Below are 23,929 nucleotides of genomic sequence, written 5' to 3' on the forward strand. Positions count from 1 at the left end.
GTTAAAAGACTAGTAGTTGAGTCCCCGTTTTTGATAACGATACTTAGCCACAATCGGATAAACTACATTACGGAGCCGGTTGAGAGCTCCCACAGGACGATGAACTACTAAGCCATTCCACGGGGAAAATCGTAGGTTTTCAGCAGAGTCGTATTGTTTGTCAAAATCGATGATCTGATGCTTGACGGTGAGGCGACCAACGGTAAAAAATGGTGATTTCTTCTCACTCCAACGAATTGTGACATCATCGATGGACATTTTCGGGTTGGTTTGGAATTGGATACCAAAGTCCCAGCAATAAAGAGCATCGGTTTTTGATAGTTGTTCGATCAGCTCATCTCGATAGTAATTGTCCGGTTTACTTTCATCCAATCCCAGAGCCTTGGCGCGATTGATGAAGGGAAGTTTAGGAATACCTGGTCGGGACTGATATCGCATGCTTTGATGGGGAGGCTGGCATGAAACAGGGGTAAACGCATATTTGATCACAGCGGGATACTCAACAGGAACTAGGCCCGGTTGAGACTGATCAAAATCTGATTTGAGTCCAAGGGCATAAGCAGAACCACTCCAATACCGTTCCGTTAATAAACTCTTTGGGGTTCGAGCTGTTACTTTAGCTAGGGCTAGGAATTGCCTGGGATGACTTATGAGCCACTTCTGGGCAGCTTGCTCTGACTCAACTATGGAGCGAAAAAATTCCTAATAATATTTGATGGTTTTGATAAAAAAGATATTAGCATTTTGAACAATAATATCTTGAGTGTTTGGCTCGTAGCTTTGTTCTAAACTTTATCCTTCAACACCAATCACTTTCACAGACATTGAGCGTGTGTCTGAGACATAGTCGTTTTCAACATTTGTTCGCCCATTAGCAAATCGCAGCTGAACAGGATATTGTTTTGGTGTCGCAAAAAGTCCTTGCTTGAGGGAAATCCCATTGAGTTGCTTTTGAGTAAGCCGAGTTCGTTTCGCCAGTTCGCTCTTAATCTTCTGTTCATCAAAATCAAAAATTTCTAGGTTTCCCTCCACCGATGCGTGGGTTTTGGCATGGGTGTCTCGCAAAGCCCGTTCCTCATCCTTGTAAAGCTTATCCATCTGAATCCTGACTTGCTCTGCTACAAGGTTGTAATAGTTTTGTTCGTCCTTTTCGGGATATTCTGTAAATAGCTTCATGGTTATTTTTTTAGAGAAAAAAATCAGTAATTTGTGGTGATAAAAACTCCGTTAGTATAGCAGCAGATTTGATTCGGTTACTGTCAAATTAAGTGAGCAGATAGCTGGCGATTGAGACTCAAATTTTACTGAAATAAATGGTGATTTATCAATCAGAGAGCTGGAATTTTTACTTTAATTTTTCTTTGACAATACCCGATGCCTTGCTTACGGATTGTCAAATGTTACTTTATAGCTTTTATCCGGCTGTTGAGTATTGCGGTTTACCACATCTGAGAGAGTATTTGTGTTTTGTATTACTTCCCAACCGACCGGGGAAAAGGTTTCTTCGTTGAAGATATTTTCTGCCAACAGGGGATTAGTCAATGCTTGGGAAAACGCATCAATTGCTATCAGTCGGTTAACCAGGGGAGCTACTGCTGCATTTGGTGGCACATCCTCGGCATAGAGTCCCACATAGAATTCAATATTGTTGACATCACCGTATAACCGTTTTAGTTCCCTTTGAGTATCTTCATCCGCCGTGATCTGATCGAAATCCGTCACCCGGGGAAACTTAGACATTTCCCGGTAATCATTATAGCTGGCCAGTTGAGCTTGACGACCTAAGTCGATACTTGCCAATTCAACAGGTATCAGGAATTCTGCCGTGTTGAACAAACCAATTTTGGTGCCTGGTTGGGAACAGGTCTCCTCAAACAATGGTCCCAAGCCTTTATTGATCAGCATCTCATTATTCCAGAGGCTATCCACCATCGGAATTTGCTTACTGTCATAGGTCAGAGTCTCGGGAAGGGCACTGTGCCAACGATATACCAAACTAAATTCCACTGTCATCCAATTCTGGCGATACCACTTCTGATTGGTAAACGCTGCAGGGTACAGCGGCGAAAAATTATGCCTCAGATAAGTTAGACTGTAGGGGAATTGAAGCTTTTAAAACCTTAAGCATATACCTTGGTACCATACTGGCTCGTTTGACTTTTTGACGAGTACTGCGTTTATAACTCGTTTCAAGATTGAGTAGATTGAGACTAAGCGCGCTTGAGTAAATCCATATTCTGTGGTGCATGCCCTGTACGAATCCGCGTCGCATCCTCCCCAAAGGTGACATCTAATACGAGCGTGGAGTTGGTTTTCAATGGACCAGTGTTGTCGGATTGCTAAGCCCGACGTGTTGAGGGGTGGTAAAGAAGTGAGGTAAAACATCACCTCACGGGTAGTCTTGTTCCTATGATGGCGGGTGCGAATAACCATTACAATGGTCTGTAATCCAGACCACTGGGACTGTTTGTACAAATCGAAGTCTATTTGAGCAAGAGTTACTGCCTTTGAAGTTACCGTAAGAGAGGGTCGCCTTTATGGGTGATCGGTTTTGTATAGAACCCATTTGAGATCTCAGTAATGGAGTAAAATAGGGAAAAAATGCCGTACTCAATTAGTCGAGGTGATCTTGAATGGGAAATAATCGAGCCTCTGTTGCCCAAAAAGAAGCAAACTAGACAACCATTGTGGAGTAAGAGGCAGATATTAGATGGTATCTTGTACCAACTCAAGAATGGTTGTAATTGGTGTGATTTACCTAAAGACTTACCTCCCTATTCCACAGTGTTTTGGTACTACAAACAGTGGCGTACGCAAGGAGTAATCGAAGAAATTAGGGACATCCTACATCGTCGAGTACGTGAGCAAGTAAAAAAAAAGGGCAATGGACAACCCTGATGATTATCGACTCCCAAGCAGTGAAAAACACCTGCAATGCCAGCATCTCTTCCAAAGGATTTTGTTTTTACAAAGCTACTAATGAAAGACATCTAGCAGTAGATACCTTGGGTTTCCCTTTTTTTAGTCACTGTACCAAAGCCTCGGTGTCTGACGATGTGGGATTAATTGAAATGTTGTCTAACCACATTGATTACTTCAAATCTAAACCCGTCAATATTGCCAAGATTACCATCTTACAAGACCGGCGGATATCACCGATGAAAAGCTGACACAGGAATTAGAGAAAATTTATCCTCAGATTATGACCAAAATTAGATTTAAGCTTTCGGCGAAACCATCCAAAGCTCAGAAGGAAAAAGAAGGTAAAAGTGGGTTTGTACCAGTCAAAGCTTGGTGGGGAATCGAAAGAACGAATTCGTGGATGGAAAGATCCAAGAGGTGCGACCCGTGGCGAATTTAATTGGCCGTTCGCGTTCGCGCAGCGTCGGCTTTGCCGAAAGCGTCGCCTACGGCGAACGGAAAGCGCACCTGAGGATTAACGCAATGCCATCTTTGTTCGCGTAGCGTGGCCTTTTGGCCAGGGTCGGTATTTCTCCGGTACTAGAGTCGCTTCGTCACGTAGGCGTCTGTCCTTACTCACTTCATTATTATACACTTTTCACGGCAGTGCGAGGGATTGCTCGCACTGCCGTGTCGCGTTTCCTCCCGGATAGGTTTGAGGAAAAGTGACTGTCCTAAACTAGGCTTCGACTGCTGTAACTTCTGACCCGGATTAAAATCGCGGGGCTACCACGCTCCCGCATTCTCCCGTGTGAGTGTGCCATCAGCTTTTTCCCCTGCCCTGTGTTCTTCAGTTGATCACTATGCTACAGCGCTTCCAAATCTTAATTTGTCAGAGACGATCCGCTACTGCCGGGGGAAGGGTCCTTAGCCATGAGTTAGACTAGCGTAAGCATTATCATCAATACCTAGGGCAAAAACTGTTCTTCATACTTACGCCATGGAGCTAAATACCCCTATCCTAATTACAGAAAGCAATTGTTCGCGTAGCGTGGCCTTTTGGCCAAGGTTTTATAAATATTTATTAATCAAGGCTTGACAAACGGCATTTTTGTTTAACTTGTCACCTAATACCTAACACCTAACACCTAACCCTCAAAACTAAATTGACACAGTACTAGCTTAGTTTGAGCCCCTGATTAGACCTGAGAGGCTCAAGGGTTGCCATAATTTTTGTAAAGTATAATGAATGATTTATTCGCAACTACATGGCTGATATAACTGCCTGGGTGAATCTCCTCACCCCCATACCATTCCTCCCCCCTGAACACCCTCTCCCATACCTATTGGCAACAGCAACTGAAGCCACTGCTAATGAAGCAGAAAACGGGTCACTGGTTCTTGCAGGAGTGCTATTGAGTCTAGTGGTGATCTACTTCGCCAGTAAACTCGGAGGCGAAATTTGTGCTCGGATTAACTTACCACCGGTATTAGGGGAATTGGTCGGTGGTGTAGTTGTCGGGGTTTCTGCCCTAAATCTGCTAGTTTTCCCAGAAGGGGGCAGTGCGGCTAGCAATTCCGTAATGATGACCTTTCTCCAAACTACCGCTGGTCTAACCCCAGAAGCTACCAACTCAGTATTTCAGTCTACTAGCGAGGTGATTTCCGTCTTAGCGGAACTCGGCGTGATCATCTTGTTATTTGAAATTGGACTAGAGTCTGACCTCAAAGAACTGATCCGTGTTGGTCCGCAGGCCGCTGTGGTAGCTGTAGTTGGGGTGGTTGTTCCCTTTGCTGCTGGTACTGCTGGTTTAGCTTACCTATTTGATATTTCTGCTGTCCCTGCTATTTTCGCTGGTGCTGCCCTAACTGCCACTAGTATCGGGATTACCGCTAAAGTCCTAGCAGAAATTGGACAGCTCAGTTCTAAAGAAGGGCAAATTATCATTGGTGCTGCTGTACTCGATGATGTCTTAGGAATTATCGTCCTGGCTGTAGTGGCTAGTTTGGCAAAAACTGGGGAAGTCGTGATCACTAATGTGATCTATTTGATTATTAGTGCTGGTGTCTTCCTAGTTGGAGCAATTCTAATCGGTCGCTTCCTCGGTCCGTATTTCGTTGCCTTGGTCAAGGAAATGAAAACACGAGGTCAGGTATTACTGACAGCACTCATTTTTGCCTTTGTCTTGTCCTATATTGCCACAGCTATCCAATTAGAAGCCATTTTGGGAGCCTTTGCTGCTGGGCTAGTCTTGGCAGAGACGGATAAGCGTCGAGAATTGGAAGAACAGGTCCTACCAGTGGCAGATATACTTGTGCCGATCTTCTTTGTTACAGTGGGAGCCAAAACTGATTTGAGTGTGCTTAACCCAGCAGTTCCCAGTAATCGCGAGGGTTTGATCTTGGCAACTTTCCTGATTGTGGTTGCAATTCTTGGTAAGGTGATCACAGGATTGACAGTCTTTGGTCAATCAGGAATTAACCGTCTGGCTATTGGAGTTGGCATGATTCCCAGAGGTGAAGTGGGGCTAGTCTTTGCTGGTGTTGGTTCAGCAAGTGGTGCTCTTTCAGAAGCAACTGAAGCAGCGATTATCATGATGGTTATCTTAACGACTTTTATTGCTCCGCCTTTGTTGCGGTTGGTCTTTCAAGAGCCATCTGAGCAGGTGGAAACAGCTGGAGAGTCTTGAGACTTGTTCTAATGGTATCTGAGCTGGCTGATTAAAGACAATTATTGATGCAGGATTCTTGAAGAATCCTGTTCAATTTAGTTGATTGTGTATGCTTTAAGATTTGACAAAGCTAAGTGTGTTAACTAAAACCAAATTTTCGATTCAGAGCAACCCGTGTATACTGAAACTCTTGAAACTTAACCAAGCTACTCTACGTCCGAGTCTGTTAACGGTTTTAATCAGATGAATCAGATTAATCTGATTCATCAGACAGACTAGACATTGCTTGACTGGGCTATTAATTAGGGGTATTCATCGTGAGCGGTTAGGGATTAGCGGTTAACTATAGCCTACTCTAGGCAGCTGTTGGGGTCTAATACTTAACCGCTAACAGCTGGTATAACCAATTGCTATAACCAATTGCTATAACCAATTGCTATAACCAATTACCTAAGATACATGATACAGGAGTAAGAATTGTGAGGTTTCGCTGGCTACTGCTACTCTCCAGCTCTTTGACATTTTCTCTATTTTCATTGGCGGCTCAAGCCCGTGAACTACTATTTTGGCAATATGATCGCAATCAGAATCGCCTGGAATTTACGACTGATGTGGGTGTACAACCCACAGCCCAACTCATTTCTAATCCTACCCGGTTAGTCATTGATTTACCAGGAATTAACGTCGGAGGTCCATCAACAAATCAGCGTCTAAGCGGGGGGATTCGAGAAGTGCGAGTGGGTCAATTTGAGAGACAAACTACTCGGATTGTGGTTGAATTGGCTCCTGGTTACACTATAGACCCCCAGCAGGTAAAATTTCGGGGTATTAGCCCCAATCAGTGGACTGTACAATTACCTCAGCCTTATCGAGGGTCATTGCCGGTTCTGCCTAACCCAGCACCGCCATCTCTACCACCGGCTGAGCCACCGACCCGCACTCAATCCCCTCCACCACGGCCAACTATTCCGAGATCCAATCCAACTATTCCGAGATCCAATCCGGGGATTCGCCGACAAGGCTTTCAGATCAATAGAAATGGATTTTTTGTCAGTACCGATGGTGGGAAACCCATCATTCAAATCGAACGAAGTCGCAATAACCGCCGCATTAACATCGACCTAGAAGGGGTTACGATTGCCGAGAGTCTGTTAGGGGAAGATTTGGAGGTAAATCGCTACGGGGTTAGCAAAATCGAGTTTGAAAAGAAAAAAGAGTCCCCACCGATTGTCCGGATGACCCTGAATGTGGATAGTGACAGCCCTGATTGGCTAGCATCGTTCAGTGAAAGATTGGGGGGGGTGTTGATTTTCCCTAGGGGTGTCCCGGCTCAAAGGTTAGATAATGGACCAACATCCAAAGTGCCAACGAAACCGATTCAATCCCGTGGCTCGGCTAATACCGGTAAGTTAGCCACCATTGGGTCAGTGGAATTGGCTAGCAATCAGACTCAGCTGTTGATTAAAGCTAACCAACGGGTCAGAGCCACTAGCAAATGGGATCCTCGTTCAAAGGCTTACCAAATTACTATACCGAATGCCAAACTAGCTGAGAAGTTCAGTGGCCCTCAACTTAATACCACTAGTCCCGTATCAGAAGTGATGGTGCGACAGGAGGACAAAAACACGGTGCTGATTTTGGTACAGCCATCAAACGGTACCCGGATTGGTAGCCTCAATCAGCTCAATGATCAGCTGTTGGCTCTGCAACTGAGACCATTGATATCACGCAGGCCAACCAGGATACCCCCCCGCTCGATTCCTGTGCCACCGCCTAACTCGATTCCTGTGCCACCGCCTAACCGGACTCGCCCACCAATTCCCAGACGTCGGGTTCCCAAAGAGCGCCTGGTAGTGGTCATTGATGCCGGACACGGTGGCAAAGACCCTGGTGCTATTGGGCTTGGGGGTATACAAGAGAAGGATGTTAATTTGTCGATTTCCCGACAGGTGGAAGCGCTGTTGGAAAAACAGGGGATTCAGGTTGTCATGACTCGCTCAGATGACCGATTCATCAGTCTGAATGGACGAGTTCAAGTGGCAGAACGGACTGATGCTGATTTATTTGTAAGCATCCACGCCAATGCTATCGGGGGTAAGCGACCGGATGTGAATGGATTAGAGACTTACTACTACTCTACTGGTCAGAGTCTTGCCCAAACCATCCACTACACTATCTTGCGGAGCGTGGATGTTAGTGACCGACGTACCCGACGGGCGAGGTTTTATGTGCTCAGGAAAACCTCCATGCCAGCAGTTTTGGTAGAAGTTGGTTTTCTAACCGGCTATGAAGACTCAGCTAAACTGAAAACTGCCGCCTATCGCAGCCAGATGGCTAGAGCGATCGCTCGTGGCATCCTCCTATATATTCGGCAAAATCGGTTGACCTAAGTTGAGTTCTAATATTGTGTCAATTCTTAATTGATAATTGTTAACCTATAATCTAACGATTTTCTTGTTTTGAGCGAACCCAAGTAATCTGTTTCTTGCCCCTGGGTGGGTAGGTGCCAATTCTTAACCAATGATCAATAACCCAATTTTGATCTCTCGAACTCAACCCCAGAGTCGTCCCATCGGGATTTTCGACAGTGGTGTGGGGGGTCTGACTGTTCTGAGGGAACTATACAAACAACTACCATCCGAATCAATTATTTACTTTGCTGACACAGCACGGCTACCCTACGGTACCAGGTCTGCGGATGAAATCGTGCAGTTCGGCTTCGAGATTCTCAGCTGGATGGTGCGACAGGAGGTCAAAATGGTGGTGATGGCCTGCAATACCAGTTCGGCTCTGGCATTGGAAACTCTGCGTAGTGAGTTTGACATCCCAATTCTGGGGCTGATTCTACCGGGTGCCCGTGCGGCAGTCCACCAAGGTCGTCGCGTTGGGGTGATTGCTACACCAGCTACGGCTGCCAGCAATGCTTATCGAAATGCTATTTTGGAGGTTGAACCAACTGCTCAGGTATGGCAAGTGGGTTGTCCGGAGTTTGTGCCATTAGTGGAGCAAAATCGCTTGTGCGAACCCTACACTAAAGCGATAGCACGGCAGTACCTAGAACCTTTGCTAGCAGCCCAAATCGATACCCTAGTTTATGGCTGTACTCATTATCCCCATCTAGAACCGATCCTGCGGGAAATATTACCCCCAGACGTTAAATTGGTAGACCCAGCGAAATACGTTGTTGCTGCTGCTGCTCAAGAACTGGATTTAATTGGAGGGAAGAATACTGGTGAGGCAAGACCAACTCGCTTTGGGGTCAGCGGTTGTCCTCAACAGTTTGCCCAACAGTCCCTACAATGGCTGGGTTACACTCCAACAGTTGAAAAAATACACCTACCACAGGTGTCAATCCCTACAATACCTTTAGGTGCGACCTCTGGCGAATTTAATTCGCCAAGGTCAAGCGCACCTTTAGAATCGGTAGATTGACCATTGAACTTCCCCATCCGTCGCAGGAATGGGGTATCCTTTGCACAACCTAATTGGCTGTTATCGACCTGGGCGTAACTTTCCCCCGCACGGTCGGTAGCTGAGTAGGGTCAATACCCAGTTTTTGAGACCCTTACTTTTTATATTAACACTATTTGAGAGTAAAAATTCATCCTCAGAGACGAAACCTTAGGATAGTGGAGCCTTAATCAAAAAGTTTTAACCCTTTTATGAATAGCCGACTAACCATAAAGGCTCCACTATCCTTACGGTAACTTTAAGACCTAATAGGACGGGGTATTCTTTTCCCTCTCAAACTCTCCCACTCTGATAATAGACCGATTTTTTTCACTATAAATTTGGTTGTGGAGGCAATTGTCACCGCATCCCATTTCTCTTAGGTGAAGTCCTTGCTCACAGGCGACTTCACCTAAGTTAGTTATTATCAAGATTAATTTTTCGCAATTTTTTCGATCACTTTAACCCCTTTAACTCACCCTAGATCTAAATCAAGCTAAATCAAGGTTTGGCTCGGCTTGTCATATCATCTCCGGATAATTACCCTTAATAATCTGTCGCCCACGGGAACGCGCACCAAGAGACGGGAAAGGGGAATTACTCGTTTTGTAAATTTTTGTTTCAAACTTATCACAATTAACGTAAAAGCGAAAACTCACGCTGAAGACTAACTTAGTAACTCAAAACCCTAGTGGTTGAGTAAGCAGTCAGCTATGAGCTTAGTCAAGAAACAGAGTCAACTCATGGGATTTTTTTCCTGGGAGACTCTTGTATCTTAAAATCTGGTTTGTCGCTTATTTTGACCCATTACCAATTGCGAATTACTAATTTACCCTTAACCTTTCCCAATAAAAATTAGGGATATAATAATTAGTAAAGCAGATTTTATCGCCAATAACGTTACGTTTATTTTATAAGTCATCTAACTATGTCAGCTCTAACTATTAAAGACATCAACACCGATAGCCTTTCTGTAGAAGAACGCTATGCACTTGACATTATAGTCAACCTGCCAGTGCCTCAGGTTAGTAAACTCCAAGAATTAATGGAATTGGAGGTAGAAGACGTTATTAGCCCTATAATTTTAGAAAATTTTATTGAACTGTGTAAAGAATGCGGCTTGGACTTGTCTGAGGCAGGAGTCAATAAGTTTAAAGATGCTAACAAACTTGGTAATACTGGAGCTGTCAGAGGAATTATTGGTCCTCAAACGGCTCAGTTTTACTTTGATGCTATCATCAATAAAGTAACACCAGAGTTGCCCCCAGGTACCGATCGAAATATTAACCAAGCTGGTTTAGATCTGGTTAAAGAGTTTGAAGGACTCCATAAAAGGTGCCCCGATGGCAGAGTAGAAGCTTATATCGATCCGGTGGGAATTCCTACTATTGGATGGGGTCATACAGCTGGTGTTCGCATAGGAGATATCATCACTGTTGAGCAAGCGGAAAAATTGCTCAGACAAGATTTAGAAAGTTCTGAATCTACGGTGAGTAATCTTGTCAAAGTATCACTGACTGATAATCAATTCTCTGCTCTAGTTAGCTTTGTGTTCAATATAGGACCAACAGCGTTTAGGCGCTCTACATTGTTACGTAAGTTGAATCAGGGTGATGTTCAAGGGGCGGCCAATGAGTTTCTTCGTTGGAACAAGGGTGGTGGTCGAGTCCTATTAGGCTTGAGCAAACGCAGAGAAGCGGAGCGTAAACTGTTTCTGAGCTAAGTCAAATTGAACGCGATTGCGTGGCCTTTTGGCCAAGGTTAAATGTTAAAGGTTGAAGGTTGCAGGTTGCAGGTTGCAGGTTTAAAGGTTTAAAGGTTGAAGGTTGAACGCGATTGCGTGGCCTTTTGGCCAAGGTTGAAGGTTAAAGGTTGCAGGTTTAAGGTTGTCAGCCAAGGCTAGACCTAATCCCTAACCCCTCTAAGTTTGGCAAAATGTATAATAAAAGACCTATCACCCAGTAAGGTCATTACTCACCTTACTAAACCAAAAGTTTATTTGGGCTACAGGCATGACCAAACAAGCACCTACCTCCTTGCTTTCCCTAAACGTGGCACCGACTCAAGTAGTGCGTTGCTCCTTGGAAGACTCAGGAAATGCGATCGCACGGCTGGGAAATCGTCCTTTGATTGTAGGAGGCCAGCATACTCTGGCTACCCTAGCCTCATCACTGGAATCGGTTTTGGAACAGCATCAACTCAGTTATGAATGCGCATCCTACAGTCCTGATTGTAGTGAGAAGTCTTTAGCTAAACTCTCAGAAGCCGTTGCTGCTCATCAATCTGACTTAATTATTGGGATTGGTGGTGGTAAGGCGTTGGATATTGCTAAAATCCTAGCGCACCAGTGCCAGTTACCTGTAGTCACTGTACCCACCTCTGCTGCTACCTGTGCCGCTTGGACAGCTCTATCTAATATCTATTCTGACCAAGGGGCTTTCCTGTATGATGTTGGACTTGACCGTTGCCCAGATTTATTGGTACTTGATTACAGCTTGATTCAGACAGCGCCCCAACGTACCCTAGTTGCTGGGATTGGTGATGCCTTAGCGAAGTGGTACGAAGCTTCAGTTAGTAGTGGTAGCGCTACAGATACTCTAATTATTGCCGCTGTCCAACAGGCAAGGGTATTGCGAGATATTTTGTTCCAAAAGTCCGTTGATGCTCTAACCCAACCTGGTAGTGAAGTTTGGCGGGAAGTTGTTGATGCAACAGTTTTACTGGCTGGTGTGATTGGGGGCTTGGGTGGAGCTCGATGTCGTACTGTTGCTGCCCATGCTGTACATAATGGTTTAACTCATATACCAGCAGCTCACGATTCTTTACATGGTGAAAAGGTTGCTTATGGCATTTTGGTGCAGCTGCGTTTGGAAGAAATGCTTCAGGGGAACCAACTGGCAGCATCAGCACGGCAACAGTTGCTGAAGTTTTATGCTGAGCTTGGTTTGCCCCAAACTCTCCAAGACCTGGGATTGGGGTCGATTACCTTGGCTCAGTTACAGAAAGCAGCTGAGATTGCCTGTGGGGAAAATTCTGATATTCATCGGCTACCGTTTAAGGTGCTTCCAGAACAGCTGATGGCAGCAATGGTTTCTACTAGGGTCCTAGTTGAGGGGAGTCGTAAGGAGTTAAGTTTGCCAGCGGTTGAAGGTTGTTCGCGTAGCGTGGCCAAAGGCCAAGGTTGTCTGTCAGAATGAAGAATGAAGAATGAAGAATGAAGAATGAAGAATGAAGAATGAAGAATGAAGAATGAAGAATGAAGAATGAAGAATGAAGAATTACACATTCTTCATTCAACAATGTTGTTCGCCCCGTATTCGGTGTAGTGTAGGTTCCACCTTGTCAGGTTGCCGGTTGCCGGTTGTTCGCCCCGTATTCGGTGTAGGGTAGGTTGTCTGTCAGAATGCAGAATTAATTCTTAATTCTTAATTCTTAATTCTTAATTCAAAAATTTTGAAGGTTGCCGGTTGCAGATTTTGAGCTCAAACCTGATAACCTTTAATATTACTAGCATTTTCCCATACACTGGCTCTCAACTCCTTCCCGTAGCGTGGCCTTTTGGCCAAAGTCAAAAATTATAGGTCTTGACCTTCAACCGGCTAACTTCCAAACCTGACACTGATGATGGTAGATTTGATTACCCCAGCACAACGACTAAGCGCACTCCCTCCCTATGTATTTGCTCGTTTAGATGAATTAAAAGCAAGAGCCCGTGAGCAAGGGCTAGATTTGATAGACTTAGGGATGGGTAATCCTGATGGTTCAGCACCCCAGCCGGTGATCGAAGCAGCGATCGCAGCCTTAAAAAATCCCGCTAACCACGGTTATCCTCCGTTTGAGGGGACTGCTAGTTTCCGTCGGGCAATTACGAATTGGTATCACCGCCGCTATGATGTGGAGCTAGACCCAGACAGTGAAGCTTTACCTCTGTTAGGGTCTAAGGAAGGACTAGCTCACCTAGCCTTAGCCTATGTGAATCCGGGAGATTTGATTTTAGTACCTTCTCCTGCTTATCCAGTACACTTCCGGGGTCCGTTGATTGCTGGGGGGGAAATTCACAGTTTGGTTTTGAAACCGGAAAATGATTGGCTGATTGATTTAGGGGCGATTCCGGATCAGGTTGCCCAACGAGCTAAGATCCTCTATTTTAACTATCCAAGTAATCCAACCACCGCTACCGCCCCAAGGGAGTTTTTTGAAGAAATTGTTGCGTTTGCCCGTCGGTACTCAATTCTGCTGGTACATGACTTATGTTACGCCGAATTAGCATTTGATGGCTATCAGCCTACTAGTTTGCTGGAAATTACTGGCGCTAAAGATATTGGGGTAGAATTCCATACCCTATCCAAAACTTATAATATGGCTGGCTGGCGCGTTGGCTTTGTAGTGGGGAATAGCCGCATTATTCAAGGGTTGCGTACCTTAAAAACTAATCTGGACTATGGCATCTTTGCTGCCTTACAAACTGCTGCTGAAGCGGCCTTGCAACTGTCAGATGTTTACCTTCAAGACGTCCAAAACCGTTACCGCCGCCGCCGAGATTTCATGATTGAGGGTTTGGGAGAGTTGGGTTGGCAGATTCCTAAATCCAAGGCAACTATGTATCTGTGGGTTCCTTGCCCAGTAGGGGTAGGTTCAACGGATTTTGCTCTGAATGTTTTGCAGCAAACTGGAGTAGTCCTCACCCCAGGAAATGCTTTTGGTATCGGGGGTGAAGGGTATGTGCGGATTAGTTTGATTGCGGAATGCGATCGCTTGGGTGAAGCCCTCAATCGGTTGAAACAAGCTAATATCCGCTACCAAGCCCAATCAATGGTAAAGGTTGAAGGTTGAAGGTTCGAGGTTGTAGGTTGCAGGTTCGAGGTTGCAGGTTGCAGGTTGCAGGTTGTAAGTAGGTGCAGGTAAGTGAACTCAAGAACTGTTGGGGGGATTATATCAAATCTGGTAGCATCGGTTGACAACTTGCAATTGCCTCAATTGACTCTCTCCCCATCTCCCCATCTTCCCATCAATGTTTACAATATTACTTCCCGCAACTGCCAATCTTGGTCACCCCTTCAGGTAATATACTTGAACACCAATTTTTATAAAGAGTCTGCTGGGGTGTGAACGTAATCGTGAAGAACAATAGCCTTCGGACAGGGGTAGCGATTGGCCTTTGGCCACGCTACGCGAACGCTTTTTTGTGGATGGCAACAAGTACCCGTAATGCTGTTGCTGAATTAGTCATGATTGAGCAACAGGTTAAAGAGGATTAAGGCAAGCTCTCGTTGTCCAGTACACAAGTAATATCAAGTTTGGTTGAATACCCATAATTAATGGAGAGTGTGGGGAGATGGGGAGATGGGAACCCACCCCTAACCCCTCCCAGGAGGGGAAGATGGGGAGATGGGGGAGATTTTTATTAAGGGTAATTATCCTGACATGATATAACTTTTTTATTTGAATTGTGAACATACTCCCTTAAGCAAAAGCAAGGTAAGCATTAGCTGTTCCCGTAGCGTGCGCGTAGCGCATATGCTGTTGGCGTAGCCTGCGCGTAGCGCATATGCTTACGTTTTTATTATATATAATATTAAAAAAATTAAATGGGTTTACCCTGCACTATATACTTTTTTAATTAATTTTTTCAAATCATCCCTCTCAAAAAGCTCAATTTGATTACTAGCTGCCAGTTCTTTGGCATTTTCTGTAAACTTACTATTAGTGATAACTAGTCCCAGGTTCGCCTGATAATAGCCAATTGCCCCTGTTACTTCCTGAATGGCCTTAATCCCTACGCTACCTTGTTGTCTCTTGGCTTGAACAACAGCCTTGATCTCCCCTTTTTGAATTACCAGATCGGCTCCATAATCCCCACTTGCCTTAGTGCTACTCACTTGGTAGCCCAGTTGCTTAAATAATTTAGCCAGATATTCTTCAAACTCCCTCCCCTTCATGTTATCAATTGCATCTAACTGTTCATCAATATCCTGTTTCGATGCACGGCTATCCTCAACCGAAGATTTACCATTATTCACTTCTGCTTTGACTTTGCGTTTTAAATCACCTTTATATTTATTTTTACCTATATTATCATAAGATGATGACTTCGATGCCCGCCTATCCTCAACCGAAGATTTACCATTATTCACTTCTTCTTTGAGTTTGCGTTTCAAATCAGCAGAAACCATTAACCGTTCAATCTCTTTACAGAGAGATGCTTTAGATTCTCCTTCTTGTTGGCGCTGTTTATATATTCCAACCAGTAACGCTTCAAGTCCGAATTTCGATAAGCCATCAGCAGCTATTCCCACCACCCCAAGGAAAGCAATGCCTCCGATCATTCCGAATGGACCTAACATTGCCAAAGCCGCTGTGATCGCTGCTGCTCCAGTAAATCCCGTTGTTGCCATAGCAATCAGAAGTATCACACCAGGTAAGCCTAGTGCAGCAACCTTTCTAACCACTTCATCCATATCACTATACCTCAATATTGTTAGCTTATAAAGTTGATATAATGTTCACCAGTATTCCCTCCAAACTGAGTAACGAAATCAGTGGAAATAACAGTGGAAACGCATCTTATTTTGAAATACCTAAGAGACTGTTTGTTAAACTTTGCTTAAATCAGCCACGTAGGGTGGGTTAGGCGGCGAGGACTTTAAAAGCTCACCTGTTAACAGAGCTGTCCCCCGTAACCCACCAATAATATTTACTTTAGAAACAGTCTATAATTCTTCTTTGAGTTTGCGTTTCAAATCAGCAGAAACCATTAACCGTTCAATCTCTTTACAGAGAGATGCTTTAGATTCTCCTTCTTGTTGGCGCTGTTTATATATTCCAACCAGTAACGCTTCAAGTCCGAATTTCGATAAGCCATCAGCAGCTATTCCCACCACCCCAAGGAAAGCAATGCCTCCGATCATTCCGAATGGACCTAACATTGCCAAAGCCGCTGTGATCGCTGCTGCTCCAGTGAATCCCGTTGTTGCCATCGCAATCAGAAGTATCACACCAGGTAAGCCTAGTGCAGCAACCTTTCTAACCACTTCATCCATATCACTATTCCTCAATATGTTTAGTTTAGAGAATTGCTCTAATTTTCACCAGTATTCCTTCCAAACTGAGTAGCGACATCAGTGGAAATAGGGAATTATTGAATCAACGACGAAGCAAGCTAATAAAAGGTTTACACCAACCACTTTACGCTGTCTACTTATGGTTAGCGTGAATGTTGCCTCGCGTCCTACTGTAAACTACAGTCAAGGAATCAGGATTCCGGAAAATACTACCTCCCGTTCTTTTTTTTGTTTACAGGAAAAGAAAATTATCGCTCTCAAGAGCACTGCCCTGAACTTCCTTCAGAACAGCCAAGTCTTGACCTAAAGTACTGGTTAAAATATTATCCTGATTTTGAGCGATCGCAATATCTTCAAAGGTGACCCCTAGACCGCTCATCACCAGTACATCAACATCCAACTCAAAGTCAGTAATGGTGTTAGCAGTGCTGGGAAAAGCCGCCGCCGCAATCCAAAACTGATCGGCGTCATCACCGCCAGTTAGCAGGCTATCACCATTGCCAGCAAACAAGATGAGGATATCAATTCAGATTAAATAAGTTCGGAGCAGTTAGCGGTAGGCTAAAATTAGAGAAACTCCTAGTATACGGAATAACGGACATGAAAACCGCAGCCCGTGTTATTCATAGCGACCCTGACATCCTGGGAGGAACCCCTGTTTTTGTTGGAACTCGTGTGCCAATAAAAACTTTGCTCGATTATCTCAAAGCAGGGGATCCACTCGACGAATTCTTAGAGCATTTTCCCAGTGTTAGCCGTGAGCATGCGATCGCAGCCCTTGAATTGGCAAAGGAAATGCTGACAGCCTATGCGAATCCTGCTTGATGAGTGCGCCCCACGACCTTTAAAGCGCGAACTTGCTGATTACGAGATACGCACAGTTGTCGAGATGGGATGGTCAGGAAAAAAGAACGGTGAGTTGCTGCGGCTCATGATTCAGGAGGGTTTCACGGTTCTACTCACTACAGATCAAAATTTGCGTTATCAGCAAAACTTGCAGCAAGCTGGAGTAGCAGTCATTGTTCTTGTGGCACCTAGCAATAGGCTCCCTGATTTAGTTCCTCTGATACCAGATGTTCGTAACGTTCTGAATACAATTGCTCCGGGGGAAGTGATTGAAGTTAAAAGTTCTTGAAAGTTGCGTAGGGTGCGTTAGGGGCGGGCTAGCCCTGATTTTCCGCCTCTTCGTTCCTGGTTGAAACAGCCCGCCCCGTAACGCACCATCAGGTCAAACAGCTTTTAGGAGATGCACCCAATCGTCCTCTCTACTCCCGACTCCCGACTCCCGACTCCCGACTCCCGACTCCCGACTCCCGACTCCCTTTGCTATATGATCTAATTACTCATAACTAGCAACATCAAGTATTCTATTAAGAGCAACGCTCTCATCTGAAATGTATTCCTGAGAAAAATAGTAATAACTGTTAGGCTCATTATCAGGAATCACGCCATTAACGACTAAGCCCAGAACAGTCTGACCAGACTGCTCCAAAAGTCCCTTGGCGAAAGCAGCACTACCGGAATCGACCACTCCAGGTCGGGAAACTAACAGCACACCATCGGTCATTTTTCCTAGGATAGGAGCATCAGCAGCAACGTTTAAAGAAGGGGTATCAATAATCACAAAGTCGTAACGACTAGCAACATGGTTAATCAATGAAGCCATGCGCTCGGAATCCAGAAGCACTGCTGGATTAGGAGGTACTACTCCAGAGGTCAGGACATCCAGAGTCTCGCTCACTGGTTTAATGGCATCCCCTAATTTAACTTGATTAACAAGCATATTGCTCAAGCCCACTTCATTCGATAAATCCCAGATTCGATGTTGAACAGGCTTATGGAGATCAGCATCAATTAGCAATACCTTACTTCCTCGCTGAGCAATCACTGCTGCTAAATTAGCAGACACCGTTGACTTACCTTCTTGAGGTAAGGAGCTAGTCACAGTCACCGCTTTGAGAGCTTTATCTGAACTCAAAAACTTGAGATTTGCTTGCAGCATCCGATAGGATTCACTGATGGGAGACCGAGGGGTATTCCGAACAATAACTTGGGGCGTAAATGGATCTAAAACTTCCTGTGATGGATTTAATAATTGAGATTTACTAAAGTGGGTAATCACACCCAGCAAGGTAAATTTAAATAATTGCTTAACGTCTTTAATCGTTTTCAGAGATTTATCTCTGGTTTCTAAAATATAAATAATTGCTGCGGTGGCCAACAGTCCCTGAAAACAAGCAGCAATATAGGCTATTTTAGCAGATGAAATCGGAATCATCGGCACCTGATCCCCTGCAATAATGCGGGCATTACCCATGTTTTGATTTTCCGCTACATGAATTTCTCCAAGCTTATTTAGCAACAGAGAATAGGTGGATTGGGACACATCAAGTTGGCGTTCTAACTCGCGCTGCTGTTGTTCCAGTCTAGGGAGATCGTTAAGTCTTTTTCGGTAAGCGGTTTGAGCATTGACTAAGGCTTTTGTCTGATTAGCCAAACCTAAACGAGCTGCTTCTAATTCTACTAGCTCTTTAGTCAGGTCTTGTTGTAACTCTCCGAGTTGAAAAAGCTGGCTAGCAGGTTTCGGCTTAGCCTTAGAAACCTGTTTAACTCGTTGGTTTAGGATACCTTTTAGGCTGGCTACCTTACTTTCTAAGTTAGCAATTGTGGGATGGGTGGGTTGGAAACGGTTACGCTCAAGAGCCAGTTCGACTTCCACTTGGCGCAATTCTTGGAGTGCCTCCTGCACCTCAGGAGACTGCTTGAGAGCCGTTAGAGCGATCGCTTGCTTGGAGTTCATGCCCAATCGTTGTTGGAGCGATTCGTACTGGGCATTGACATCAGCCATTTTAGACTGATTTTGAGCAATTTCTTTTTGCAAATCTGTCAGGACTTCGATAGCTGAGCGAGCTTCTGCGTCTAAGGATATCACTTCATTCTCTTGTTTGAACTGACGCAAAGCTGCTTCTGTTTTACTAACAGTAGCTTCTGCTTGAGGTAACTGTTTCTCAATAAACTTCCGAGCAGCTACAGCTTCAGTCCGTTGAAAATCTAAGTGATTTTCTAAATAAATACTCATTAGTTGATTAACAACTGCTGCTGCTTCTTTAGGGTCTTGAGATTGGTAAGACACTTCTAGAAGATCAGTTTTCCGGATATTGGTTACACTGACATTGTGTAAAAAGTATTTAATTGCTAAAGGTTTACCCTGATTATCTTTAAGATTTAGTGCGGTGATTGTCTTTTGAGCCAGAGGCTCAGACATCATGATGTTGGCTTCTGTATCTAGAGGATTACTTTGGTCTACCAGAGGTTGTAAAATACCGATTTCTTTACCTACCTCGGTGACTGAAGACGTCGTATTAAGCCGCTTAAATAACAGCAATCCTTGGGCTACATATACCGGCTTTTGGAATGATGCCACCAAAGACATAATCACAGAAACTGATACAAAAATACCGGAAGCTGGTAGCCAACGTCGCTTCAGGATCCACCAATATTGTTCAAACCTTGAGGATTCAGGAGATTCCATAAATAGCTCAAGAAAAAATTTAAGTACCTGATGCTTATTTAGGGATATCCTAGCCCAGCCAATAGTCTCAATTGTGCCAATACGCCAATTTGAGTACTGTTTGTTGTTTAAGGTTTAATCGGGTTGAAGGTTTAATCAGGTTGAAGGTTGAAGGTTTAATCGGGTTAATTGGATTGTTCGCGTAGCGTGGCCTTTTGGCCAAGGTTGAAGGTTGAATCTTGAAGGTTGAAGGTTAAACCTTCAACCTTCAACAAACTGTAATAGTATTTCCAATAGGGTGACATACTCCCACACTGAATCGTTCGCGTAGCGTCGGCTTCGCCGAAGATTACAGTGTGGGCTTCTTACCAACTCCAGCCATCGCTTAGGATACTCGGTAAGCTTTATTAACGACACGGGATGCCCCTCCGCGCCGGAACAATACAATAAGTTCTGTTTTTTAGGAACGTAGGTGGCTGACAAACCAGCATTTAAGGCCGTAGGCCACGCTACGCGAACGGCTTTGTTTATCAGTAAAATGTATTATAGCAATTTTATTAATACCCTGTGCAAAATTCATCCCACACCTAATGCGTAGCATTAGGTGTGGGATGAATTTTGCCGGACAGCTAAAAAATTGCCGGATTTGACGAGATTATCACCAGAGCACCTGTTTGTATGTCCCAGCACTATTACATTTCTCCCCGGTTTATCGATAAACTGGCGGTTCACATTACTAAAAACTTCCTTGATATACCCCATGTCCGTGTGCCTCTAATTCTGGGAATTCATGGACGGAAGGGGGAGGGTAAGTCCTTTCAGTGTGAGCTTGTGTTCGAGCGCATGGGCATTGAAGCGGTTCATATGTCTTCTGGTGAGCTAGAAAGCCCAGATGCTGGGGATCCAGCCCGTCTGATCCGCTTGCGCTACCGAGAAACCGCTGAAATGATCCGAGTCAAGGGTAAGATGTGTGTGCTGATGATCAATGACTTGGATGCTGGGGCGGGACGGTTCGATGAACGCACCCAATATACGGTAAATACCCAGCTGGTGCATGGTACTTTGATGAACATTGCTGATAATCCCACCAATGTCCAACTTCCAGGGAGTTATGACTCACAACCGATCCACCGAGTACCGATTATTGTCACTGGTAATGATTTTTCTACTCTCTATGCGCCCTTGACTCGGGATGGTCGGATGGCGAAATTCTACTGGCAGCCCAACCGAGAAGACCGGATTGGTATTGTTAGTGGTATCTTTCACGGAGATGGACTCTCTACCGGGGAGATTGAACAACTGATTGATACCTTCGACAATCAAGCGATTGATTTCTTCAGTGCTTTGCGATCGCGTATTTACGATGAACAAATCCGTAAGTTTATTTACGATATTGGTATAGACCGAGTTTCCTCTCGTGTAGTCAACAGTAAGGAAGGACCGCCCAAATTTGAAACACCAAACTTTAGCATCTCCCGCTTAATTGAGTTTGGAGAACTGATTAAAGCTGAACAGCAACGGTTGGAACTCAGCGGACTAGCTAGGGAGTACAATCAAGTCCCCTCCCTGACGAGCCAAGCAACTAATACAAATACTAGAAATACTAATTATAATATCCCAACCCCTGACCAACCTCAAGCAAACCACAAGGCACCTGTATCCAATCCAGTCATCAGTGAGTCAACTAGCCCTAAAGTCACGAACGGCTTAAATCACTCTGAGACAGGACAGCGCAATGGTAGCAAAAAGCCCTTACATCTAGGATTAGATCTAGAAACCCAAGACCAGATTGGAGAGCTTTTGGCTCAAGGTTACCGCCTTACCCTAGAATACGGCAATGAGCGTCGGGTTAAGAATAATGCTTGGAAAAGTGGGAATCCATTACCAGAAAACAATGTATCGGAAGCGATCGCTGCTTTGACAGAACGCTTAGGGGAGCATAAGGGTGAGTATGTGCGCCTAATTGGTATCGACACCAAAGCCAAGCGGCGGGTTCTGGAAAAGATTATTCAACGCCCTTGAGATCTCTCCTGCTTGAAGATAGGGAGATGGGGAGATGGGGAGATGGGGAGATGGGGAGATGGGGGAGTGTGGGAAGTGTGGGGAGATGGGGAGATGGGGAGATGGGGGAGTGTGGGAAGTGTGGGGAGATGGGGAGATGGGGAGATGGGGAGATGGGGAGATGGGGAGATGGGGAGATGGGGAGATGGGGAGATGGGGAGTAAGATCAGTTTTCCCTCTTGCCGATTCCCGATTCCCTCTTGCCGATTCCCGATTCCCTCTTGCCGATTCCCGACTCCCGACTCCCGACTCCCGATTCCCGACTCCCGACTCCCGACTCCCGACTCCCTTAACCAATTAACCATTAAAAGCTAGTAACTATAACATGACTAATGACAATAACTTGATTTACTCCTACCCACCCCTAAAAGCTGGAACTTTACTCAAACGCTACAAACGCTTTCTTGCGGATATTGAACTGCCATCAGGGGAAATTATTACTGCTCACTGCGCCAATACTGGCCCAATGATTGGAGTTTCAACTATTGGCTCTCCTGTACAAGTGTCCCATAGTGATAACCCAAAGCGGAAGTTACCATACACTTGGGAAATGATTCAGGTCAAGGACAATGAACCCACTTGGGTAGGGGTTAATACGGCTTTACCTAATCGAGTGATTAAGTTAGCGTTGGAACAAAAACTGATTCCCGAATTAGCGGACAGCTACAGCGAAATTCGCCCTGAGGTGCGTTACGGAAAAGAACGGAAAAGCCGCGTGGATTTTTTACTGACTGGCTCAGAGCGCCCGATTTATTTAGAAGTGAAAAGTGCTACCTTAGCTGAAGAGAATCGTGCTTTATTCCCTGATACAGTTACTACTCGTGGACAAAAACATCTGCAAGAACTGATGGCAGTACTTCCCGAAGCACGAGCCGTGATGCTTTATTTTATTAATCGTGCTGATTGTTTGCACTTTTCCCCTGGTGATAAGTATGATCCAGACTATGGTAAACTCTTAAGAGAAGCAGTTAGCAATGGTTTGGAAGTGTTGCCTTGTCGCTTTGAAATTACCCCGTCAGGAGTTCGCTATTTGGGGTTAGCAACCTTTGAGTGTTGATGGTGTTAGTAGGTTATAGCAGTTCTCAATTATTATTTATTGGTAATGGGTAGTTTACAATTATCAATTCCCCATTACCATAACCCAAAAATCCACAGACTCTTTGATAAGTGATTAACTGGATTTGATCTAATCTTTAATCAAATTCAACCTTAGGAAACTATGCCAGTATAGCGGTTTTTAAGCTAGTAAGGTACAATAATGATGATACATTCTAATAAAAAACCATGAAACCCTACTCCGTTGATCTTAGACAAAAAATTATTGATGTTTATACTCAAGGTAATATCTCTCAACGTCAGCTTGCTAAACAGTTCAATGTTGCCTTAAGCTTTGTTCAAAAATTACTCAAACAGTATCGGGACACTGGAAATATTGCCCCGAAAATTCGCACTCAACAAACTCCGACAAAACTTAAGCCAAAACAATTAACGATTCTCAAAAATCTGGTGACCATGACTAATGACGCTACTTTAGAAGAACTGCGGAACATGAAGCGCGAAAGAAACCGGAGTTTTCATTGGTATTTCCACAGTATATAGAATGCTAAAGCGTCTAAAAATAACCCGAAAAAAAAACACTGTACGCCACAAAAAAAGGCACAGATGAGGTACAAAAACAACGTTTACATTTCTGGGAAAAGGTTAGGGATATTAACGAAAAAGACCTGATTTTCCGTATTGGAATCCGGAGTGAATTTAGCAATGGTTCGTCTCTTTGCTCGCTCTGAACAGGGTCAACGTGCTTATGGTCAGCGCCCTTATAGGAAAGGTCAAAATCTTTCACTCATTAGTGCCATAAGTTGTGAATCTATCCTCGCCAGCACCTGTTTGTTGGGAAAAACTGATGCCATCACTTTTGAAGCTTTTATTTCTCAAAAATTAGTCCCTAAACTTTGGAGTGGAGCTTGTGTAATCATGGACAATTATTCAATTCATAAAGGAGATGAAACTAGAGATTTAATTGAAGCAACGGGTGCTAAATTAATCTATCTTCCCACTTACTCCCCTGAATTTAACCCGATTGAACATTGTTGGTCAAAGATCAAAAGTATTTTACGTAAAATTGGTGCAAGAACTTATCTTGATTTAGTAGAAGCTATTGAATTTGCTTTTAATCAAATCTCCCTTAAGGATATTCGTAATTGGTTTGCTCATTGTTGTTATTGTACCTCATTAGACTAAAAACCGCTATAGCAAATTCAAAGGTTTTGAAG

General features: G+C 44.3%; 24 protein-coding genes and 2 pseudogenes. 16 read left to right on the forward strand and 10 right to left on the reverse strand.

The annotated features are described in order from the left end of the window. Positions 1 to 9 precede the first annotated feature (9 nt). From F6K53_RS00615 to F6K53_RS00630, 4 genes and pseudogenes are all read right to left on the reverse strand, one after another. Positions 10 to 438: a catalase gene (locus tag F6K53_RS00615; RefSeq protein WP_293079595.1), complete on the reverse strand. Its 429-nt coding sequence runs from the start codon at positions 436 to 438 to the stop codon at positions 10 to 12. Between the two features lie 354 nt (positions 439 to 792). Beyond that, positions 793 to 1,176: a hypothetical protein gene (locus tag F6K53_RS00620; RefSeq protein ID WP_293079598.1), complete on the reverse strand. Its 384-nt coding sequence runs from the start codon at positions 1,174 to 1,176 to the stop codon at positions 793 to 795. A 207-nt stretch (positions 1,177 to 1,383) separates the two neighbouring features. Next, positions 1,384 to 2,013 (reverse strand): peroxidase family protein, encoded by a 630-nt coding sequence (locus F6K53_RS00625; RefSeq protein WP_293079601.1) that lies wholly within the window; start codon positions 2,011 to 2,013, stop codon positions 1,384 to 1,386. A gap of 184 nt (positions 2,014 to 2,197) precedes the next feature. Then, positions 2,198 to 2,340 (reverse strand): annotated as a pseudogene (locus F6K53_RS00630) (ISAs1 family transposase); the annotation flags it as partial. A gap of 261 nt (positions 2,341 to 2,601) precedes the next feature. Between F6K53_RS00630 and F6K53_RS00635 the strand changes: the two are divergent. From F6K53_RS00635 to F6K53_RS00665, 6 genes are all read left to right on the forward strand, one after another. Beyond that, positions 2,602 to 2,898 (forward strand): transposase, encoded by a 297-nt coding sequence (locus F6K53_RS00635; protein WP_293017313.1) that lies wholly within the window; start codon positions 2,602 to 2,604, stop codon positions 2,896 to 2,898. Then, the gene (locus F6K53_RS00640) at positions 2,898 to 3,170 is read left to right on the forward strand and encodes a hypothetical protein (protein WP_293017314.1); all 273 of its coding nucleotides are present in this window, start codon (positions 2,898 to 2,900) and stop codon (positions 3,168 to 3,170) included. The genes F6K53_RS00635 and F6K53_RS00640 overlap by 1 nt, the downstream gene beginning before the upstream one ends. A gap of 999 nt (positions 3,171 to 4,169) precedes the next feature. Beyond that, a complete protein-coding gene (locus tag F6K53_RS00650) occupies positions 4,170 to 5,591 on the forward strand; it encodes a cation:proton antiporter (RefSeq protein ID WP_293072331.1) in 1,422 nt (473 codons plus the stop codon). Between the two features lie 461 nt (positions 5,592 to 6,052). Beyond that, complete coding sequence (locus F6K53_RS00655; RefSeq protein ID WP_293079604.1) at positions 6,053 to 7,963, forward strand: N-acetylmuramoyl-L-alanine amidase; 1,911 nt, start codon at positions 6,053 to 6,055, stop codon at positions 7,961 to 7,963. A 130-nt stretch (positions 7,964 to 8,093) separates the two neighbouring features. Beyond that, a complete protein-coding gene (gene murI / locus F6K53_RS00660) occupies positions 8,094 to 9,005 on the forward strand; it encodes a glutamate racemase (RefSeq protein WP_293017318.1) in 912 nt (303 codons plus the stop codon). Between the two features lie 946 nt (positions 9,006 to 9,951). Next, on the forward strand, positions 9,952 to 10,746 hold the full coding sequence (locus F6K53_RS00665; RefSeq protein ID WP_293017319.1) for a lysozyme: 795 nt from the start codon (positions 9,952 to 9,954) through the stop codon (positions 10,744 to 10,746). A gap of 1 nt (position 10,747) precedes the next feature. Here F6K53_RS00665 and F6K53_RS00670 read toward each other — a convergent pair whose 3' ends face one another. Next, positions 10,748 to 10,879, reverse strand: a complete 132-nt coding sequence (locus F6K53_RS00670; RefSeq protein ID WP_293017320.1) for a hypothetical protein — start codon at positions 10,877 to 10,879, stop codon at positions 10,748 to 10,750. Between the two features lie 156 nt (positions 10,880 to 11,035). Here F6K53_RS00670 and F6K53_RS00675 point away from each other — a divergent pair, with 156 nt between their 5' ends. From F6K53_RS00675 to F6K53_RS00685, 3 genes are all read left to right on the forward strand, one after another. Continuing rightward, the gene (locus tag F6K53_RS00675; RefSeq protein WP_293079607.1) at positions 11,036 to 12,220 is read left to right on the forward strand and encodes an iron-containing alcohol dehydrogenase family protein; all 1,185 of its coding nucleotides are present in this window, start codon (positions 11,036 to 11,038) and stop codon (positions 12,218 to 12,220) included. A 424-nt stretch (positions 12,221 to 12,644) separates the two neighbouring features. Beyond that, entirely contained in the window at positions 12,645 to 13,856 is a 1,212-nt protein-coding gene (locus F6K53_RS00680) for an aspartate aminotransferase (RefSeq protein WP_293072161.1), read from the forward strand. A gap of 284 nt (positions 13,857 to 14,140) precedes the next feature. Beyond that, on the forward strand, positions 14,141 to 14,281 hold the full coding sequence (locus tag F6K53_RS00685; protein WP_293079610.1) for a hypothetical protein: 141 nt from the start codon (positions 14,141 to 14,143) through the stop codon (positions 14,279 to 14,281). Between the two features lie 336 nt (positions 14,282 to 14,617). Here the strand turns inward: F6K53_RS00685 and F6K53_RS00690 are convergent, their stop codons facing one another. The 3 genes from F6K53_RS00690 to F6K53_RS00700 form a co-directional block, all read right to left on the reverse strand. Continuing rightward, positions 14,618 to 15,481, reverse strand: a complete 864-nt coding sequence (locus F6K53_RS00690) for a restriction endonuclease (RefSeq protein WP_293044724.1) — start codon at positions 15,479 to 15,481, stop codon at positions 14,618 to 14,620. Between the two features lie 252 nt (positions 15,482 to 15,733). Further along, positions 15,734 to 16,063, reverse strand: coding sequence for a hypothetical protein (locus tag F6K53_RS00695; protein ID WP_293017327.1), 330 nt, complete (start codon positions 16,061 to 16,063; stop codon positions 15,734 to 15,736). 253 nt (positions 16,064 to 16,316) lie between these two features. Further along, the gene (locus F6K53_RS00700; RefSeq protein ID WP_293017328.1) at positions 16,317 to 16,595 is read right to left on the reverse strand and encodes a hypothetical protein; all 279 of its coding nucleotides are present in this window, start codon (positions 16,593 to 16,595) and stop codon (positions 16,317 to 16,319) included. 89 nt (positions 16,596 to 16,684) lie between these two features. Here F6K53_RS00700 and F6K53_RS00705 point away from each other — a divergent pair, with 89 nt between their 5' ends. After that, on the forward strand, positions 16,685 to 16,909 hold the full coding sequence (locus F6K53_RS00705) for a DUF433 domain-containing protein (RefSeq protein ID WP_075900924.1): 225 nt from the start codon (positions 16,685 to 16,687) through the stop codon (positions 16,907 to 16,909). Next, the gene (locus tag F6K53_RS00710; protein WP_293017330.1) at positions 16,893 to 17,219 is read left to right on the forward strand and encodes a DUF5615 family PIN-like protein; all 327 of its coding nucleotides are present in this window, start codon (positions 16,893 to 16,895) and stop codon (positions 17,217 to 17,219) included. The genes F6K53_RS00705 and F6K53_RS00710 overlap by 17 nt, the downstream gene beginning before the upstream one ends. Before the next feature lie 204 nt (positions 17,220 to 17,423). Here F6K53_RS00710 and F6K53_RS00715 read toward each other — a convergent pair whose 3' ends face one another. Both F6K53_RS00715 and F6K53_RS00720 read right to left on the reverse strand, forming a co-directional pair. Next, positions 17,424 to 19,616 (reverse strand): polysaccharide biosynthesis tyrosine autokinase, encoded by a 2,193-nt coding sequence (locus F6K53_RS00715; RefSeq protein WP_293066955.1) that lies wholly within the window; start codon positions 19,614 to 19,616, stop codon positions 17,424 to 17,426. A gap of 67 nt (positions 19,617 to 19,683) precedes the next feature. Next, positions 19,684 to 19,818 carry a hypothetical protein gene (locus F6K53_RS00720; protein WP_293066952.1) on the reverse strand — a complete coding sequence of 45 codons (135 nt, stop codon included), beginning with the start codon at positions 19,816 to 19,818 and terminating at the stop codon, positions 19,684 to 19,686. A gap of 249 nt (positions 19,819 to 20,067) precedes the next feature. Here F6K53_RS00720 and F6K53_RS00725 point away from each other — a divergent pair, with 249 nt between their 5' ends. The 5 genes and pseudogenes from F6K53_RS00725 (at position 20,068) to F6K53_RS00745 (ending at position 23,897) form a co-directional block, all read left to right on the forward strand. Beyond that, complete coding sequence (locus tag F6K53_RS00725; RefSeq protein WP_293066949.1) at positions 20,068 to 20,193, forward strand: hypothetical protein; 126 nt, start codon at positions 20,068 to 20,070, stop codon at positions 20,191 to 20,193. Between the two features lie 80 nt (positions 20,194 to 20,273). Then, positions 20,274 to 21,617, forward strand: a complete 1,344-nt coding sequence (locus F6K53_RS00730) for a ribulose bisphosphate carboxylase small subunit (protein ID WP_293079613.1) — start codon at positions 20,274 to 20,276, stop codon at positions 21,615 to 21,617. Between the two features lie 26 nt (positions 21,618 to 21,643). Further along, a complete protein-coding gene (locus F6K53_RS00735) occupies positions 21,644 to 21,820 on the forward strand; it encodes an isopentenyl pyrophosphate isomerase (protein ID WP_293079616.1) in 177 nt (58 codons plus the stop codon). 161 nt (positions 21,821 to 21,981) lie between these two features. Next, entirely contained in the window at positions 21,982 to 22,713 is a 732-nt protein-coding gene (sfsA, locus tag F6K53_RS00740; RefSeq protein ID WP_293023037.1) for a DNA/RNA nuclease SfsA, read from the forward strand. A 227-nt stretch (positions 22,714 to 22,940) separates the two neighbouring features. Further along, positions 22,941 to 23,897: pseudogene (locus tag F6K53_RS00745) on the forward strand (IS630 family transposase). Positions 23,898 to 23,929: the final 32 nt, after the last annotated feature.

Origin of the sequence: Moorena sp. SIO4A1 (assembly GCF_010672065.1) — a bacterium.
In the GTDB taxonomy this organism is placed as follows: Bacteria; Cyanobacteriota; Cyanobacteriia; order Cyanobacteriales; family Coleofasciculaceae; genus Moorena.